Genomic DNA, 17,057 nt, shown 5'->3' with positions numbered 1-17,057 from the left:
GACACAGGCATGACACATCTTTTACGTCCTTTGGCCTTAACCACCGCCCTGCTCACGGCTCTTTCCCTGGCCGGCTGCGCCACCGATTCCGGCACGGCGGGCAGCATGGCCCTGACGGCGCCGACGCCCACCGAGCAATATCCGCTCCAGGCCCAGACGATGACAAAAACCATCAACCTGCGCATCAACCCGAACAGCCTGTCGGGCAACCAGCGCACGGCGCTCGACCAGATCGCCCAAAAGGCAGGCTGGACCTCCGGCGCGCCGGTAAACGTCGAAATCATCACCAGCGGCGATCCGGCCGCCATCGCCGCGGGCCGCACGGTCGGCGACTATCTGGTAGATCACGATGTCGCCGCAACCAGCCTGTCGCAACTGAGCCAGGCCGGTCAGCCCGCCGATATCGTCACGGTCAATATCGTCGATTACCGCGCCCGCACCTATGCCTGCGGCCAGACCTGGGAAAACCTGGCGGCCACGCGCAACAATACGCCTTACCAGAACTTCGGCTGCGCCGTCTCTTCCAACCTGGCGGCCCAGATCGCCGATCCGCGCGACCTGCAGACACCGAGGGCCGCCACATCGGCGGACATGGGACGCCGTTCCGTGGTGTTCGACAAATACCGCAAGGGCGATGTCACGTCTTCGGCGAAGGATGACAACGCCACGGGCGCCATTTCCAACGCGATCAAGTAGAGCAAGGCAGATCATGGCAAACCCCGCCAAACATAATGACCCCTTCGACAGTCTTGATGACCTGGACGATGAGTTCGTCGACTACAAGGCCGGGCTTGATGCCGAGGACGACTATGCCGTGGACAGCTACGCGGCGCCGTATGCGGCGGAAACCCCGGCGCGCGATCCGTTTGCCGACGCGTTCGACGACGAGCCGGAAGCGCTCCCCGCCGACTTGCAGCGGCAGGCATTCGCGGCCCCGGCCTCCGGATCGGCTGCCCCTTTGAGCCTGCGCGAACCGGCCGGCCTGCATTTCGGTCATGATGACGAGGATATCGGCGCGATTTCCATTCCGCGCATCGCCATCCACTTCTTCCCGGATAATGAAGCCTCGGTCGCGGCCTGTGACGCGGCCGCGCTCGACCGCCGCATGACACGCGCCCAGTCTCTGGTCCGGCGCGGCGGCATGGCCGAGGCGATCGAAACCTACCGCAACGAGCCCACCCCCTCGCTGATCTTCGTCGAAAGCGCCGCGCGCGGCCGCGACCTGCTCGATCAGCTTGGTCAGCTTGCCGAGGTGTGCGACGCCAATACCAAGGTGGTGGTCATCGGTGCGCACAACGACATTTCCCTTTACCGCGAACTGATCCGCCAGGGCGTCAGCGATTACCTGGTAGCACCGGTCCAGCCGATGCAACTGATCAAGTCGATCGCCACCCTGTTCAACGATCCGGAAACGCCCTTCGTCGGCCGCACCATCGCCTTTGTCGGCGCGCGCGGCGGCGCTGGTTCTTCCTCCATCGCCCACAATTTCGCCTACAACCTCAGCGAACAGATGCAGTCGAACACGGTCATCGTCGATTACGACCTGCCGTTCGGCACCGCCGGCCTCGATTTCAATCAGGATCCGCTGCAGGGCATGGCCGAGGCGCTGAACGAACCGGATCGCCTCGATTCCGTGCTGCTCGACCGGATGCTGGCCAAATGCACCGACCGCCTGTCGCTGTTCTCGGCGCCGGCCGCCCTCGACCAGGATTATACCGCCGACCAAGACGCGTATGATGAGGTGACGCGCAAGGTGCGCTCGGCTGCGCCCTATATCGTCATGGACCTGCCGCACCTGTGGTCGCCGTGGCTGAAGGCGAACCTGATCGCCGCCGACGAGGTTGTCATCGTGGCCACGCCGGACCTCGGCGAGCTTGCGCAACGCCAAGAACATCATCGACCTGCTCAAGCATTCGCGCCCCAATGACTCCGCGCCGAAACTGGTGCTGAACCAGACCGAGATGCCGGGCCGTCCGGAAATTCCGGTCAAGGATTTCACCGCCGCGCTCGGCATCGAGCCCTGCGCCCTGATCCCCTTCGACGCCAAGCTGTTCGGCCAGGCCTCGAACAACGGCCAGATGCTGAGCGAGGTCGCGCCCGCCGGCAAGGTGGCCGATGCCATGGCGCAACTGACGGCCCGCATCACTGGCCGCAATCCGGAACCGAAAGCCAAGAAATCGTCCTCCTTCCTCGGGCAATCTGTTTAAGAAGTGAGGTTCTGAACGTGTTTGGTAAACGTCCGACCGAAGGGGCTCAAGGGGCTGGCACGCGCGCCCTCGCGGATGCGGCCAGATCCGGCCCATCGCCGCTGGAGATCTGCGCGCCCAGGCCCTGAGTGCGGCCCCGCCGCCCGCCTCGGCCCGGTCGGATATCGCCACACGTCCGCAAACCCTCGACGCCAAAACACCTGCCCAGAACACGGGCGCGCCGCGCGCCGCCCTGCCCGAACTCAGTCAGGAAAAACGTGTTGGCGCCGATAGTGGCGCCGCGGCGGCCGCCAAGCCGAAGCTCGCCCCCAACAAACTGAGCAAGGGCCTGGAGCAGATGCACCAGGCGCAGGCGGTTACCGAAATCGTCCGTGAGCAGTCGGACTATTACCACGCCACGAAGACGGCGATCTTCAACGCCCTGCTCAATACCATTGACTTAAGCCAGCTCGCCTCGCTCGATCACAAGGCAGCCTCCGAGGAAATCCGCGATATCGTCGCCGAACTGGTGGCGATCAAGAATGTGTCGATGTCTGTGGCCGAGCAGGACAATCTTGTCCAGGACATCATCAATGACGTTCTGGGCTACGGCCCGCTGGAGCCGCTTCTGGCGCGCGACGATATCGCCGATATCATGGTCAATGGCGCCACGCGCGTCTTTATCGAAGTCGGCGGCAAGGTGCAGCTCACCAATGTGCGCTTCCGCGACAACCAGCAACTGATGAACATCTGCCAGCGCATCGTCAGCCAGGTCGGTCGTCGCGTCGATGAAAGTTCGCCGGTGTGTGACGCCCGCCTGCCTGATGGTTCCCGCGTCAACGTCATCGCGCCGCCGCTGGCGCTCGATGGCCCGACGCTGACCATCCGGAAGTTTAAGAAGGACAAGCTGACCATGCGCAACCTGGTGGAGTTTGCCTCCATCAGCCCGGAAGGGGCGCGCGTGCTCGGCGTGATCGGCGCCTCGCGCTGCAACGTCCTGATCTCCGGCGGTACGGGCTCCGGCAAGACCACCCTGCTCAATACCCTGACCGCCTTCATCGATCCGACCGAACGCGTCATCACCTGCGAAGACGCCGCCGAACTCCAGCTCCAGCAGCCGCATGTGGTGCGTCTGGAAACGCGCCCGCCCAATCTCGAAGGCCAGGGCACGATCACCATGCGTGACCTGGTCAAAAACTGTCTGCGTATGCGCCCCGAACGCATCATCGTCGGCGAAGTCCGCGGCCCGGAAGCCTTCGACCTGCTCCAGGCCATGAATACCGGCCACGACGGCTCGATGGGCACGCTGCACGCCAACTCCCCGCGCGAAGCCGTGTCGCGTCTTGAATCCATGATCACCATGGGCGGCTACGGCCTGCCCTCGCGCACCATCCGCGAGATGATCGTCGGCTCGATCGATGTCATCGTCCGTGCCGCCCGCCTGCGCGACGGTTCGCGCCGCATCACCCATATCACCGAGGTGCTGGGTCTGGAAGGCGATGTCATCGTTACCCAGGACCTGTTCGTCTACGAAATCGAGGGCGAGGACAAGCAAGGCAAGATCATTGGCCGCCACCGCTCCACCGGCATCGGCCGCCCGCGCTTCTGGGACCGCGCCAAATATTACGGCCTTGAGCGCGAACTGGCCGAAGCTTTGGATGCGAGTGAATAATCCATGCTCATGACCATCCTGATCGCCTTTCTGGGCTTCGTCATCATCGCCAGCCTCGGCTTCGCCTTCACCGGCGGGGGCGGGGGTTCGGCGGCCCTGACCAAACGCACCCAGACCATCGGTCTCGGCAGCAATACCCGTACCAAGCAGCGCCAGAAGGCCCAGGCCAAGACGCCCGAAGAGCGCCGCCGGCAGATCACCGAGCAGCTTAAGGAAGCCGACAAGCGCGAGCGCAAGGCGCGCCTGACCCTGCGCGCGCGGATGCTGCACGCCGGCGTCACCCCGGATATCACCAAGTTCTGGCTTTACAGCGGCATCCTCGGCGCCGTGGTGTTTGTCATTCCGCTGCTGGCCCTGGGGCACATGCCCTTCCTGGTGCGCCTGCTGATCGCCTGCGGCGCCGCCTTCGCCGCCTGCTATGGTCTGCCGCGCTGGGTGCTCGGCATGATGGCGGCGCGGCGCATCAAGAAATTCACCGAAGAATTTCCCAACGCCATGGATATCATCACCCGCGGCATCAAGTCCGGCCTGCCGGTCAATGACGGCCTGAAACTGGTGGCCAAGGAATGCAGCGCGCCGCTCGGACCGGAATTCCAGCGCCTGGTCGAAAATGTCGGCGTCGGCATGTCGCTTGACGGCGCGCTTGAAAAGATGAGCGAGCATATTCCCGCACCGGAACTGCGCTTCTTCACCATCGTTATCGCCATCCAGGCCAAGACGGGTGGTAACCTGTCCGAAGCGCTCGGCAACCTGTCGGCCGTGCTGCGCGCCCGCAAGATGATGCGTGAAAAGATCAAGGCGCTCTCCTCCGAAGCCATTGCCTCAGCCTCTATCATCGGCGTGCTGCCGCCGGGCGTCGGCATCATGATTTCGATCGTGCGTCCGGAATATATCGCGCCGATGTTTACCGATACCCGCGGGCAACTGATGCTGCTGGGCGGCGCGACCTGGATGTTCATGGGCATCATGATGATGCGCAAGATGATCAACTTCAAATTCTAGGGCGGGCAAGCACATGACCGATTTCGCCGCCTTTATCATGACGCCGGGCAACCTGGTCTTCGGTTTCGTCGCCGTCCTCGCCTTTTTCAGCCTGCTGACGCTCGGCCAGAGCCTGACCTCGGGCGACCAGCTCGACAAGCGCATGAAGTCCGTGGCTACCCGCCGCGACGAACTGCGTCGCCTCTCGCGCCAGACCGTGAAGGAAGGCTCCAGCCTGCGCCATACCGATACCAGTCCGTATCGTGCGCTGGTTGAGAAGCTGAACCTCAAGACCCTGCTGGAAGACCCGAAGGTGGTCGATAACCTGGCCACGGCCGGTTTTCGCGGTCCCAAGCCGGTTTCGACCTTTTACTTCTTCCGCTTCGCCATGCCGTTCGTTCTGGGCGCCATCGCCGCCTTCGAAATGTTCGTGATCGATATCGGTCACTATCCGGTACAGATCAAGCTGCTGATCACGGTCGGCGCCTTCGTCATCGGCTATTACGCGCCGAATATCTACATCAAGAACCTGGCCACCAAGCGCCGGACCTCGATCATGCAGGCGTTTCCCGATCTGCTCGACCTGCTGCTGATTTCCGTCGAGGCCGGCATGTCGATCGAAACCGCCCTGCAAAAGGTCGCCGCCGAAATGGGGCCGTCCTCCATCGAACTGGCCGAGGAACTGTCCCTGCTGGTGGCTGAGCTCTCCTACCTGCCGGAACGCCGGATGGCGTATGAGGGGCTGTCCAAACGCACCAACCACCCCGGCATCAAGGCCGTCTGCACCGCCATGGTCCAGGCTGAAAAATACGGCACCCCGCTTGGCACCGCCCTGCGCGTCATGGCCAAGGAAAACCGCGAACTGCGCCTTTCAGCAGCCGAGAAAAAAGCAGCGGCCCTGCCGGCCCAGCTTACCGTGCCGATGATCGTCTTCTTCCTGCCGGTACTGTTCCTGGTCATTCTGGGCCCTGTCGTCCTGCGCATCACTGACATGCAGAAGAAGGATCACGCCGCGCCGATGATCGGCGACCGCCCGGCGGCTGAGCAGAAGAAGTAAGACGTGGGGCCACAGGCCCCACACCCCGCAAGCTATTTGAGTTTGGATGAATTATATAACCAAATAAAAAGGGCCCCCTAAAGAGGCCCTTTTTATTTGGTATTAAGCCTGCCCATACGCGAATAACTTATGGGTGCAGGGGCTGTGCCCCTGTGTCTTTCATCTTACTGGCAGGCCAGGCATTCTTCATAGTCCGTCTTCGGCGTGTCCATCTTTTCGACGGCTTCCTTGGTGTCGCTGCCGGCGTGCGAGGCGCGCTGGACCGACTTGGAGCGCAGATAATAGAGCGACTTGACGCCCTGCTCCCACGCCGTCCAGTGCAGCATGTGCAGATCCCACTTGTCGACATCGCCCGGCAGGAAGATATTCAGCGACTGCGACTGGCAGATTTCCGGCGTGCGGTCGGCAGCCAGTTCGACCACCCAGCGCTGGTCGATTTCGAAGGCAGTCTTGAAGACGTCCTTTTCATCCGGCGACAACTCATCCAGATGCGACACAGATCCTTCGTGCTCGACGATCGAATTCCACACGTCCGTGGTATTCAGTCCCTTTTCTTCCAGCAGCTTCACCAGATACGGATTCTTGACGGCGAAGGAACCGGACAACGTCTTGTGGGTATAGATATTGGCCGGGATCGGCTCGATACCGGCCGAGGTGCCGCCGCAGATGATCGAGATCGAGGCGGTGGGGGCGATGGCCAGCTTGTGCGAGAATCGCTCCATGACGCCGCGTTCCTCGGCGTCCATGCAGGCGCCGCGCTCTTCGGCCAGCTTGACCGACGCCTTGTCGGCTTCGCGGCGCAGGTGTTTGAACAGGCGCATGTTCCACGACTTGGCCATGGCCGATTCAAAGGCCACGCCCCGGCTTTGCAGGAAGGAATGGAAGCCCATCAGGCCGAGGCCGACCGAGCGTTCGCGCATGGCGGAATAGACGGCGTTATCCATCGATGACGGCGCGCACTGGATGAAGTCTTCCAGCACGTTGTCGAGGAAGCGCATGATGTCTTCGACAAAGCCCGGCTGGTCGCGCCATTCCAGGAAGGTCTCGGCATTGACCGACGACAGGCAGCAGACGGCGGTGCGGTCGCGGCCCTTGTGGTCGATGCCGGTATGCAGCATGATTTCCGAGCACAGGTTTGATTGGCGGACCTTCAGCCCCAGTTCACGCTGGTGCGCCGGCATGGCGCGGTTCACGGTATCGGAGAAGATCAGGTAGGGCTCGCCCGTCTGCAGGCGGATTTCCAGGATCTTCTGCCACAGCGAACGGGCATCTATAAAGCGGACGATTTCGTTGTTCTTGGGTGAGCGCAGGCCGAACTGGGCGCCGTCACGCACGGCTTCCATGAATTCATCTGTGATGCCGATGCCGTGGTGCAGGTTCAGCGATTTGCGGTTGAAATCGCCCGATGCCTTGCGGATTTCGAGGAATTCCTCGATTTCCGGGTGGAAGACGTCGATATAGACGGCGGCCGATCCACGGCGCAGGGAACCTTGGCTGATGGCCAGGGTCAGCGAATCCATGACGCGGATGAAGGGGATGATGCCGGAGGTCTGGCCGGCGCCCTTGACCTTTTCACCGATGGAGCGGACGCCGCCCCAATAGGTGCCGATGCCGCCGCCGTTCGAAGCGAGGGCGACGTTTTCGTTCCAGACCGAAACGATGCCTTCGAGGTTATCCGGCACGGCGTTGAGGAAGCAGGAGATCGGCAGGCCGCGCTTGGCGCCCCCGTTGGAGAGCACCGGCGTGGCGGGCATGAACCACAGACGCGAAATATAGTCATAGATGCGCTGGGCGTGGTCGGCATCATCGGCATAGGTGGTGGCGACGCGGGCGAACATGTCCTGATAGGTTTCGCCCGGCATCAGGTAGCGATCATCGAGCGTGGTCTTGCCGAAGTCGGTCAGCAGGGCGTCGCGCGACGGATCGGTGACAACCTTGGTGACCAGCTTGAACTCGGCGCGCTCCTTCGGGCGGACAGCCATGTTAACCTTACCGGCGGCCACTGTTTCACGCTTGACTGCTTCGTTCGCTGACATTGTCACTCTACCCTTGAAATCTCGAAATCGCTCCGGACCCGGAGCTACCCATATGGGAGACGTTAACAACTATATCTAGTGTCTGCGTCGGCCCGCCCGTCTATATAAGGGGCCATAGGCCAGAGTTTTCGTCAAGGATCAAGTCGATGTTTTGGCGAACTTTTTCGTTAATGAAGGGTTAAATTTCGGCTTTTTCCATACCGCTCAAGGGCTTGCGAAGGCTTAACACTTTTTTCGCCTCAATCACGATTCCTGTGTAAGAATCGTGGCGGGCGTTTCGGAGAGATAGCGGTCAAGTTTATTGTGCCGGTCGACGAGCACGACATTGGGGATAATCGGCTCATTCGTCAGTTCGAACCCCATGATGATGATCTGTTCCGACTCATTGATCAGGTGCGCCGCTGCCCCGTTCATGGCGATGACGCCGGAATCGCGCTCTCCACGGATGACATAGGTCTCCAGCCGGTGACCGGAGGTATTGGACACCACCAGCACGCGCTCCCCTTCCCACAGACCGGCTGCCTCCATCAGGGCTTCATCTATGGTGATGGAGCCGATATAGGCGAGGTTGGCTTCGGTGACATAGGCGTTGTGGATCTTGGAACGCAGGACGTGACGCATGGTAAACACTCGGCAGTGACAGGACTGCCGCGCTTATGCGCGCCCCGAACCCAATGGGTCAAGGCCCTCGGGGTCGGGGCGCGTATAATCATCGTCAGTGCATACGCGTCATTTCAGCCGGGGAATCGGCAATGCCGTATTCGGCGATCAGGGTCTGCTCGGCAAAGGTGGGGACGCCTTCCGCCTTAAGTTCTTCCTTGCGCGCCGCCATTTCGGCGCCCAGGGCGTTATAATCGATATCCAGCTTGCGCGCCTGCGGGAACATCTCGCCTTCCTCTTCCTTCACATGGTGCAGGACGTTTTCGGACAGGACAGTGAACTTGGCTTCCCAGTGATCGTCGGAGGCCTTCATGGTGCCCAGTTCGGCGATCAGCAGCTTGGCGACATGATGTTCCTCATCGGCTTCATCCATCAGGCTGGTCGCCTCTGCCTTGCCGATGGCCTTGTTCAGCGCCTTGCGCACGGCCGGATAGAAGAGTTCCTCCTCGATCTGGGTGTGAATCTTCAACTCGGTCATGGCCTGGGTGGCGAGTTTCGCCTTTTCGCGTTTGGTCTCGGCCTCTTTGAATTGATCGAACAGGTCCTTGACCGCGCGGTGATCGGCTTTCAGCAGGGTAATGGCGTCGGTTGTGCTCATGGTGTCTGGCTCCCAATATATGGTGAAGTCCGGACCCTACGCCTTCATGAATTGGAAAGCGGTGGGGCATATGAACGCCGATTATAATTTTCCGGTGCGGACTATTCGCCCCACAGATCGGTGACATCGCCCTTGCGGTTGAGCATGTGGATCGCGCGCTTGATCACGGTCAGCACATTCTCGATCCGCGCCTCGTTTTCATAGGTCAGGGCGGCGCGGTGCATCCCGTCGAGGGCAAAGCGGGCCAGGTCGCGGCTGGCCTGGAAGCGGGCATCATTGCCGGCCATGATGAAGCCCGGCGTGGCGCGGCCCATGGCGGCGTTATCGAAGGCTTCCTGGGCCGGCTTGATGGCCTTGGCAACATCGGCATCCTGCCGACCGGCGCGCTCCAGCGCCAGGAAGGCGGCAAAGGGCACGGAATCGAGCAGGCGCCAATAGGCGTCGATGGCGCCATCTAGCGCGTCCTGTCCGGGTTTCAGCTTCTTGGCCTCGGCTTCGAACGCGGCTTCGCGCGCGGCATGGATATGCCAGGCAGCCGCTTCGACCAGGTCTTCGCGCGTCGGGAAATGATAGAGCATGGCGCCGCGCGTCAGGCCGCAGGCTTCTGCGATGGCGGCATTGCCGGCGCGGTCATAACCCAGCTCGGCAAAGAGACGCATGGCCGTTTCCAGAATCTGAATGCGCGTGCGACGCGATTTCGGCGTGTCCTTGGCGCCGCCATCCTTATCCCGCATCTGCGTAGTCTTTAATCGCTCTGCCATTGGTTCCTGTTTCGCCCCACGGATACACCATTTTCATTAGACGGCGCCCGGAGGGTTCCTGACTTTAAAAATAAAGGATTTTGGCCTTTACGCAAGCGGCAAACGACCAAACATCTTATTGTTCCCTTACAAATGGCGATTTGTGCATTGCAGCATCAAAAAGGCCATGAAAATTATCCATCGCGGCCTGAGATAATGTCGCGCCCGGCTTTGGTCTTGCCAAACGGCGAGACAACCGGCATTGAAGGCTGAACATCAGAAACGCCCTGAGGACTGACGAATTGCGTATCTTGCTGGCAACCGATGCATGGGAACCCCAGGTCAATGGCGTGGTGACCACGCTACGCCGCACCATCGAGGAGTGCGAAAAGCTCGGCCACGAATTCCACATCATCGACTATAACCAGTTCAAGACCGTATCCTGGCCGGACTATCCGGAGGTCAAGCTGGCGCTCGGCTGTTACGAAGAGGTGCGCGAAATCATCCTGGATTATGAGCCGGACGCCATCCATATCGCCACCGAGGGCTTTGTCGGCATGGCGGCGCGGCGCGTCTGCCAGGAATTCAAGCTGCCCTTCACCACCAGCTATCACACCAAATTCCCGGAATATGTCTCGGCTCGCCTGCCGATTCCCTTGAGCGTCGGCTACGCCTTCATGCGCTGGTTCCACAAGCCTTCCGGCCGGGTGATGGTGGCGACGCCGACCCTGCAAAAAGACCTGGAATCGCGCGGCTTCACCAATATCTCGCCGTGGACGCGCGGCGTCGATACGGTCACTTTCCGTCCGAACCTGGAACCGATCTTCGGCGATTTGCCGCGCCCGATCATGACCTATATCGGGCGCGTGGCGGTGGAAAAGAATATCGAAGCCTTCCTGAAGCTCGATCTGCCCGGCACCAAGGTCATCGTCGGCAAGGGCCCGCAACTGGAGGAACTGAAGGCGAAATATCCCGAGGTGGTCTTTACCGGTCCGCGTTTCGGCGAAGACCTGGCGCGCTCCTATGCCGACTCGGATGTCTTCGTCTTTCCGTCTCTGACCGATACGTTCGGCCTGGTAATCACCGAAGCCATGGCCGCCGGCACGCCGGTGGCGGCCTTTCCGGCGCACGGTCCGATCGACCTCATTCCCGGCTCCGGCGCCGGTGCGATCAATGACGACCTCAAGATAGCGATCGAGGAAGCGCTTCAGATCGATCGCAAGGCGGTGCGCGCCTATGCCGAGAAATTCTCATGGCCGGAATGCGCCGCGGAATTTATCCGCAATCTCGAACCCTATCCGGAGCCAGCCAAGACCAAGCTTTGGACGAAGCTGCGCCAGTTGCCGCGTAAAATTCGCCGTAAGAAAACAAAAGCTGCCTGATTAAGGGCTGGTTCGCTTTAGATTGTTAGAAAATTTATCTGACACGGTATTCCCAAATCAGGCGTGAGCGCACGCGTTAAGGCTGGTGAAGCTGTGCGTACCGATTAAAGTGGCGGCGGCATAACCATCCCCGATATCCCCGAATGTGATCAATCCAAATGGCAGCCTGATGATTCCAAAAGCAAGTAATTTTGGGGTTTGCGATCACAACATGCTTCCCAGGTGCCGATTTCGCAGTCCTCGCTATCAAATAGAAAGAGCTGTAGTCCAAAAGCAAGTTCATCAGCTTTGAACCTACCTGCGCTTGCTACCCCGGCGGCTACCGGCTGAAATGCAATAGGGTTCCGAAGCTCGGAATCCTTATAAAATATGGCGCACCCAAGAGGATTCGAACCTCTGACCTTTGCCTTCGGAGGGCAACGCTCTATCCAGCTGAGCTATGGGTGCCTTTTAGCCGGTCCAAGCTACCTAAGCGAAACCGCCCGCGCACTCAACCGCAAAAATGCGATTATCCGGATTTGTGGCGAGAACTCGCGCGGCGAACCAGTTCCGGTGCCACGATAATGCCCTGCCCGGCCGTCTCGTCTTCGCCTTCCAGCGTCGCCACCAGCATTTCCAGGCCGCGACGCCCCAGGTCAAAGACCCCGACGCGCAGGGTGGTCAGCGGCGGCGAGGTGAAGCGGGCGATGGGGATATCATCGAAACCAACCACGGCGATATCTTCCGGCACGTTCACGCCCGCCTCGCGCAGGGCCAGCAGGCAGCCCACCGCCATCATGTCATTGGCCGCGAAGATGCCGTCCGGGCGCGCATCAAGCGCCAGAAAAGCCTTGGCGCCGCGATAACCGGATTCCTCGGTGAAATCGCCCTCGAACACGGGCGGCGGTTCACCATCGAAAACCGACAGGAAACCGCGCCGGCGCTCCTCGGCCTCGAAATTGCGTGACGGACCGGAAATCAGGGCCGGCCGGCGGCAGCCCTGTTCGCGCAGGTGACGGGCCGCCGTGACGCCGCCGCCGAAATTATCGACGCTGATGCCACCGCGTCCGGCGCCAATTTGGCTGGCGATGGTCACCACGGGCAGGTTGAGCGGTAGCACGGAAGCCAGGTCGTGTGACTCGACGAAAGGCGACATGACCAGCAGTCCATCGACCCGGCCGCCCATGGCGCGCATGATGCTGAGTGCTTCATCCGGATTGCCGTGCGAGCCGGAAACCAGCAGGTGCAGGCCGCGCGCCCGCGCCGCCACATCGATGCCGCGTATGATTTCGGCGAAGAACTCGCCATAGATATCGGGCAGCAGCACGCCGATGGTATTGGTGCGCGACATGACCAGCGACCGCGCCCCGCCATGCGGCACATAGCGCAGGCGCTTGGCAATCTCCAGCACGCGCTGTTTCACATCGTCGGCGACATTATCGAGGCCATTGATGGCGCGGGAGGCCGAGGCGATGGACACATTGGCTTCGCGCGCGATATCTTTCAGCGTAGCCCCGGCCATGATGTCTCCTTCATTCCAAAATGTAAGAGGTTAAGAACCGGCTGTAAAGCTAGAAGGGAAACGCTGTCACGCCCTTGATCCATTCATCGATGACCAGCGCCTTGACCGCCGGCGGGGCGGCGCGTTCACGGCAATTGGGCCGTTCGCACAGCCGGCACATTGGTCCGGTCTGGACGGCATTTGGCTGGGCCAGGTCGAGCCCACGCGCATAGATCAGCTTCTCGGCATATTTCAGCTCGCAACCCAGGCCGATCGCCTGTTCGGCATAGGCGCCATCGGCATAGGCGCGCAGGGAGCGGTCGAGCGTGCGCGACAGGGTGAAATAGCGCTGGCCATCGGGCGTTTCGATCACCTGGGTGATAATGCGGCCCGGCGTCTGGAAAGCCTGGTGGATATTCCAGCGTGGGCAGGCGCCGCCATATCGGGAAAACGGGAAATGTCCGGCGGCGAAGCGTTTGGAGACATTGCCGGCGGAATCGATGCGCATCAGGAAGAAGGGCACCCCGCGGCTGCCGGGGCGGGAGAGCGTGGTCAGGCGCTGGGCGGCCTGCTCGTAAGACACCTCGAACGGGGCACGCAGAAGCTCGATATCATAGGCATTGCCTTCGGCCTCGCTGAGGAAGCGGCCATAGGGCATCAGCGTGGCGGCGGTCAGGGCATTGAGCAGGGCGATCTTGTAGAGTCGTGCCGTCGCCAGGTCGGGCGCTTTTGCCTTTTCGGTCAGGGTATTGATCTCGGCGCCATATTCACTGAGCGCCAACTGGTAGAAGATGGCGAAGCGCCGCGACGAGGGGCCAAGCGTTTCGGAAATCATCAGGCGGCGGCGGTGCGGATCGAACCGGCGCTGATAGATCATCATCACCTGGGCCGGCATCAGGCGGATATCGATGCCATACTGGTCTTTCAGCCGTGCCTGCGCCGCCTCTTCAAGTGTATGCGGATCGCCGCCGAGCGTGGCGAAAAGCTGTTCGCCCAGCTCATCCAGTTCGGGGAAGAAGTTGTGATGACCCTGAATCTGATCGCGCACCCAGTCGGTGGGCGATTGCTCGGTCTCTTCCGGCCCCGCCGCAAGGGCATCGCGTTTGCGGCGCTCGGTATAGGCGCGATAGAGTCGCGTCACCGCCTCGGCCGCCATGGGGGACGAGGCCACCAGTTCTGAAATTTCCCGGCGCGGCAGGTGCAGATCCTTGAACAAAGGATCAGCGAAAATCTCGACCAGATCGGCCTCGCCGGCGGGCTCCGAGGTCATCGGTAAAGGTGCGCAAGTCGAGATCATAGGTCGCCGCCAGCTTGAGCAGCACCTGCGCCGTCACCGGCCGCTGGTTGCGCTCCAGATGGTTGAGATAGGAGGCCGAAACGCCGAGATCAGCCGCCATCTGTGTCTGGGTCAGGCTGAGGTCATAGCGCAGCCGCTTCAGCCGCCCGCCCAGGAAGAGTTTGCGATCAAGATCGGTCATTGAGAGAGTTATCTTTCAAACTCCGATGTGAACCTAGCTTGGGAAAGTGTTTCTGAGAATGGGTTTTCACCAGTCCCCCTGTACATGCTGTTTTTCTTTAGCATGACCCAAGGAATATATTTCTGAATGATGCCTTTTGTTATTGGCTCATCGGTGGTCTCAACTTCGACGGACACAAGTTTAACATTAGGCCCGAAACTGGCTTCGAGGTGCTCCGGATCGACCTGTTGAACGGTATATCCGTCGTTTATGTCGCGGAACTTTACCATCAGCGGCATTTGATCAACCTGAAGCGTCCAATGTTTCGGAAGGGCGGCGTTGGTTGCGTGCAATGGGTCTGAACTTGCAGCGCCCAAAACCGACCGAGGCATTTCAGTGATACTTCTTGCACCTGGCATATCGAAGATCAGGAAAAGAAGGCCTTTACCTTTGATGTCAACGACCACCGCTTCGCCGCGCACTGAACACTTGTCGAGGTCGTTCATGAGGTGAGTTGAAGGCGTACAAAGATATTCCTGAACGCTGCTGCCAGAATACCGGACGCCATTGCTTTCGACCGTCGCCGTCATCCGAACTCTGGGGTAGCTCCTGCTTTCGCAACCGCCCAAAAGGCCAATCGAGATCACCGCACATAGTGCAATGGGCAAAGCCCCGGCTCGTATCCTCATACCGCCCCAGCCCGCTTGAAACCGCCTGTGTTTATTCAGCGACATTCGATCCCCATTCCCGCGCGCACAGCTCCGCCGTGCGAAGCATTTGCATAATTGGCTACAGATTGAGTCATGTTGAATAGCACAACCCAACACACCACTGCTCCAAATTGTCATAAATTTACAAATGATGCAATGTCACAATTCTCCAAATGACGCCATTTACATGGCTGCGCATCTATCTTTCCCAATAATATAAGCGCTTTATATCTCCACACACACAGGCGGCGCATCGCCGGAAAGGAGACACATTATGACACAAAAGCTCAAATCCACACCGATCACCAACCCCTGGGATATGGCGACCGTGTATGCCGCCTCCTTCGGGCTCTTCGCGCCCGGCACCCTGATGGCCGCCCGCCGCCTCACCATTTCCACGCCTGCCCAACCTCCCCAACAAGGATAAGCGATCATGACAATGTCTAAGACCACGTTCCAGGATTTAGTCCCCGCCGCGCCCAAGGGCCGTTTCGACGGCATAAAACGTAACTACACGCCCGAAGACGTCCTCTCCTTGCGCGGCTCCTTCCCCATCCAGCACACCCTGGCTGAACGGGGTGCCAACCGCCTGTGGGAATTGCTGCACACCGAGCCCTTCATCAATAGCCTCGGCGCCATGACCGGCAATCAGGCCATGCAGATGGTTCGCGCCGGCCTGAAGGCCATCTATCTTTCCGGCTGGCAGGTCGCGGCTGATTCAAATACCGCGTCTTCCATGTATCCGGACCAGTCGCTCTACCCGGCCAATGCCGCGCCGGAACTGTGCCGTCGCATCAACCGCACCCTGCAACGCGCCGACCAGATCGAACATAGTGAAGGTGCGGCAAAGCGTGACTGGTTCGCGCCGATCGTCGCCGATGCCGAGGCCGGTTTCGGCGGACCGCTCAATGCCTTCGAGATCATGAAAGCCTTTATCGAGGCGGGTGCCGCCGGTGTCCATTTTGAGGACCAGTTGGCGTCTGAGAAGAAGTGCGGCCACCTGGGCGGCAAGGTGCTGATCCCGACCCAGGCGCATGAGCGCACCCTGACCGCCGCCCGCCTGGCCGCCGATGTCATGGGTACGCCCACCCTGACGGTTGCCCGTACCGATGCGGAATCGGCGCAACTGATCACCTCGGATGTCGATGAGCGCGACCATCCGTTCATCGAGCGCGATAACCGCACGGTCGAAGGTTTCTATCGCCTGAAGCCCGGCACCGGCCTCGATCACTGCATCGCCCGCGGCCTGGCCTATGCCGATTATGCCGACCTGTTGTGGTGGGAAACCTCGCACCCCGATCTCGACGATGCGCGCAGGTTCGCCGAAGCCGTCCACAAGGTCCATCCGGGCAAGCTGCTGGCCTATAACTGCTCGCCCTCGTTCAACTGGAAGGCCAAACTGGATGACGCTACCATCGCCAAATTCCAGCGTGAACTCGGCGCCATGGGTTACAAATTCCAGTTCGTCACCCTGGCCGGCTTCCATAGCCTGAACAACGGCATGTTCGAGCTGGCCGACGGCTACCGCGATCGCGGCATGGCGGCCTATTCCGAACTGCAACAGCGTGAATTCGCCAACGAAGCCGCCGGCTACACCGCCACCCGCCATCAGCGCGAAGTCGGCACCGGCTATTTCGACAAGGTCGCGGAGACGATCAGCAATGGACAATCCTCCACCACGGCCATGAAGGCCTCAACCGAGACGGCGCAGTTTGTCGCCGCCGCAGAATAGGAGAGTGAATTATGGAAACAAGCAATCGTGACTCGATCATCGCCTACTGCCTGGCGCCGCTGAACCTGGATTCTAACAGCGAAGCCGCGCGCGAAACCATGCGCCGCCTCGATCATGCGCTCAAGACCTTCCAGTCGCAGGCGGGCCGCCCGGTCGCGGTGGACTTCTCGAAGATGCCGTCGCTGGTCATCAACGAGGCCGCCCACGGTTACGAATAAACCCCGGCATAAACAAAAATCATAAGCGCCGGCATAAGCGCCCTCTTCGCTACCCCCCGCGAAGAGGGCGCGATTTTGTGCCCTGCTCTTTTCCTGAAGCGGATTGCGTGTCATGTTGCGGCCAGGAAACGCATCGGCGGCCATAAAG

Annotated in this window: 14 protein-coding genes, 1 tRNA gene and 2 pseudogenes; 9 read left to right on the top strand and 8 right to left on the bottom strand. The window is 60.6% G+C overall.

Features of this window, described 5'->3' with window-relative positions; genetic code table 11:
- Positions 1-9: 9 nt before the first annotated feature.
- The 5 genes and pseudogenes from NVV72_08015 (at position 10) to NVV72_07995 (ending at position 5,896) form a co-directional block, all read left to right on the top strand.
- Positions 10-696 (top strand): CpaD family pilus assembly protein, encoded by a 687-nt coding sequence (locus tag NVV72_08015; protein ID MCR6659279.1) that lies wholly within the window; start codon positions 10-12, stop codon positions 694-696.
- 385 nt (positions 697-1,081) lie between these two features.
- A pseudogene (locus NVV72_08010) lies at positions 1,082-2,144 on the top strand (AAA family ATPase).
- Positions 2,145-2,301: 157 nt separating this feature from the next.
- Positions 2,302-3,858: a CpaF family protein gene (locus tag NVV72_08005; GenBank protein MCR6659278.1), complete on the top strand. Its 1,557-nt coding sequence runs from the start codon at positions 2,302-2,304 to the stop codon at positions 3,856-3,858.
- Between the two features lie 3 nt (positions 3,859-3,861).
- Positions 3,862-4,860 carry a type II secretion system F family protein gene (locus tag NVV72_08000; protein ID MCR6659277.1) on the top strand — a complete coding sequence of 333 codons (999 nt, stop codon included), beginning with the start codon at positions 3,862-3,864 and terminating at the stop codon, positions 4,858-4,860.
- A gap of 13 nt (positions 4,861-4,873) precedes the next feature.
- Positions 4,874-5,896, top strand: coding sequence for a type II secretion system F family protein (locus tag NVV72_07995; protein MCR6659276.1), 1,023 nt, complete (start codon positions 4,874-4,876; stop codon positions 5,894-5,896).
- Between the two features lie 164 nt (positions 5,897-6,060).
- Here NVV72_07995 and NVV72_07990 read toward each other — a convergent pair whose 3' ends face one another.
- From NVV72_07990 to NVV72_07975, 4 genes are all read right to left on the bottom strand, one after another.
- Positions 6,061-7,932: a ribonucleoside-diphosphate reductase subunit alpha gene (locus tag NVV72_07990; protein ID MCR6659275.1), complete on the bottom strand. Its 1,872-nt coding sequence runs from the start codon at positions 7,930-7,932 to the stop codon at positions 6,061-6,063.
- A gap of 243 nt (positions 7,933-8,175) precedes the next feature.
- Positions 8,176-8,553 carry an aspartate 1-decarboxylase gene (locus NVV72_07985; GenBank protein MCR6659274.1) on the bottom strand — a complete coding sequence of 126 codons (378 nt, stop codon included), beginning with the start codon at positions 8,551-8,553 and terminating at the stop codon, positions 8,176-8,178.
- Positions 8,554-8,647: 94 nt separating this feature from the next.
- Entirely contained in the window at positions 8,648-9,190 is a 543-nt protein-coding gene (locus tag NVV72_07980; protein MCR6659273.1) for a hemerythrin domain-containing protein, read from the bottom strand.
- Between the two features lie 101 nt (positions 9,191-9,291).
- Positions 9,292-9,924, bottom strand: coding sequence for a TetR/AcrR family transcriptional regulator (locus NVV72_07975; protein MCR6659272.1), 633 nt, complete (start codon positions 9,922-9,924; stop codon positions 9,292-9,294).
- A gap of 308 nt (positions 9,925-10,232) precedes the next feature.
- Here NVV72_07975 and NVV72_07970 point away from each other — a divergent pair, with 308 nt between their 5' ends.
- Complete coding sequence (locus NVV72_07970; GenBank protein MCR6659271.1) at positions 10,233-11,312, top strand: glycosyltransferase family 1 protein; 1,080 nt, start codon at positions 10,233-10,235, stop codon at positions 11,310-11,312.
- 370 nt (positions 11,313-11,682) lie between these two features.
- Here NVV72_07970 and NVV72_07965 read toward each other — a convergent pair.
- From NVV72_07965 to NVV72_07950, 4 genes and pseudogenes are all read right to left on the bottom strand, one after another.
- Positions 11,683-11,759: transfer RNA gene (locus NVV72_07965), tRNA-Arg, on the bottom strand.
- 61 nt (positions 11,760-11,820) lie between these two features.
- Positions 11,821-12,813, bottom strand: coding sequence for a LacI family transcriptional regulator (locus tag NVV72_07960; GenBank protein MCR6659270.1), 993 nt, complete (start codon positions 12,811-12,813; stop codon positions 11,821-11,823).
- 49 nt (positions 12,814-12,862) lie between these two features.
- A pseudogene (locus tag NVV72_07955) lies at positions 12,863-14,270 on the bottom strand (short-chain fatty acyl-CoA regulator family protein).
- An 8-nt stretch (positions 14,271-14,278) separates the two neighbouring features.
- Positions 14,279-14,839: a hypothetical protein gene (locus tag NVV72_07950; protein MCR6659269.1), complete on the bottom strand. Its 561-nt coding sequence runs from the start codon at positions 14,837-14,839 to the stop codon at positions 14,279-14,281.
- 394 nt (positions 14,840-15,233) lie between these two features.
- Between NVV72_07950 and NVV72_07945 the strand changes: the two genes are divergently transcribed.
- Genes NVV72_07945 through NVV72_07935 form a run of 3 tightly spaced genes read left to right on the top strand, consistent with a single transcriptional unit; the run spans position 15,234 to position 16,909 of the window.
- A complete protein-coding gene (locus tag NVV72_07945; protein ID MCR6659268.1) occupies positions 15,234-15,386 on the top strand; it encodes a hypothetical protein in 153 nt (50 codons plus the stop codon).
- Between the two features lie 6 nt (positions 15,387-15,392).
- Positions 15,393-16,691 carry an isocitrate lyase gene (gene aceA / locus NVV72_07940; GenBank protein ID MCR6659267.1) on the top strand — a complete coding sequence of 433 codons (1,299 nt, stop codon included), beginning with the start codon at positions 15,393-15,395 and terminating at the stop codon, positions 16,689-16,691.
- An 11-nt stretch (positions 16,692-16,702) separates the two neighbouring features.
- The gene (locus tag NVV72_07935; GenBank protein MCR6659266.1) at positions 16,703-16,909 is read left to right on the top strand and encodes a hypothetical protein; all 207 of its coding nucleotides are present in this window, start codon (positions 16,703-16,705) and stop codon (positions 16,907-16,909) included.
- Positions 16,910-17,057 lie beyond the last annotated feature (148 nt).

The sequence above is a fragment of the Asticcacaulis sp. genome (assembly GCA_024707255.1).
Lineage (GTDB): Bacteria > Pseudomonadota > Alphaproteobacteria > Caulobacterales > Caulobacteraceae > Asticcacaulis.
The sequence above is the reverse complement of the archived record's forward strand: the minus strand, read 5'-3'. Positions and strand labels throughout refer to the sequence as shown.

What these genes read in the sequence shown, in the direction of transcription:
- NVV72_08015 (MCR6659279.1), top strand. Translation starts at nt 10, where the DNA reads ATGACACATCTTTTACGTCCTTTGGCCTTAACCACCGCCCTGCTCACG.
- NVV72_08000 (MCR6659277.1), top strand. Translation starts at nt 3,862, where the DNA reads ATGCTCATGACCATCCTGATCGCCTTTCTGGGCTTCGTCATCATCGCC.
- NVV72_07995 (MCR6659276.1), top strand. Translation starts at nt 4,874, where the DNA reads ATGACCGATTTCGCCGCCTTTATCATGACGCCGGGCAACCTGGTCTTC.
- NVV72_07990 (MCR6659275.1), bottom strand. Translation starts at nt 7,932, where the DNA reads ATGTCAGCGAACGAAGCAGTCAAGCGTGAAACAGTGGCCGCCGGTAAG.
- NVV72_07985 (MCR6659274.1), bottom strand. Translation starts at nt 8,553, where the DNA reads ATGCGTCACGTCCTGCGTTCCAAGATCCACAACGCCTATGTCACCGAA.
- NVV72_07980 (MCR6659273.1), bottom strand. Translation starts at nt 9,190, where the DNA reads ATGAGCACAACCGACGCCATTACCCTGCTGAAAGCCGATCACCGCGCG.
- NVV72_07975 (MCR6659272.1), bottom strand. Translation starts at nt 9,924, where the DNA reads ATGCGGGATAAGGATGGCGGCGCCAAGGACACGCCGAAATCGCGTCGC.
- NVV72_07960 (MCR6659270.1), bottom strand. Translation starts at nt 12,813, where the DNA reads ATGGCCGGGGCTACGCTGAAAGATATCGCGCGCGAAGCCAATGTGTCC.
- NVV72_07950 (MCR6659269.1), bottom strand. Translation starts at nt 14,839, where the DNA reads ATGACGGCGACGGTCGAAAGCAATGGCGTCCGGTATTCTGGCAGCAGC.
- NVV72_07945 (MCR6659268.1), top strand. Translation starts at nt 15,234, where the DNA reads ATGACACAAAAGCTCAAATCCACACCGATCACCAACCCCTGGGATATG.
- aceA (MCR6659267.1), top strand. Translation starts at nt 15,393, where the DNA reads ATGACAATGTCTAAGACCACGTTCCAGGATTTAGTCCCCGCCGCGCCC.
- NVV72_07935 (MCR6659266.1), top strand. Translation starts at nt 16,703, where the DNA reads ATGGAAACAAGCAATCGTGACTCGATCATCGCCTACTGCCTGGCGCCG.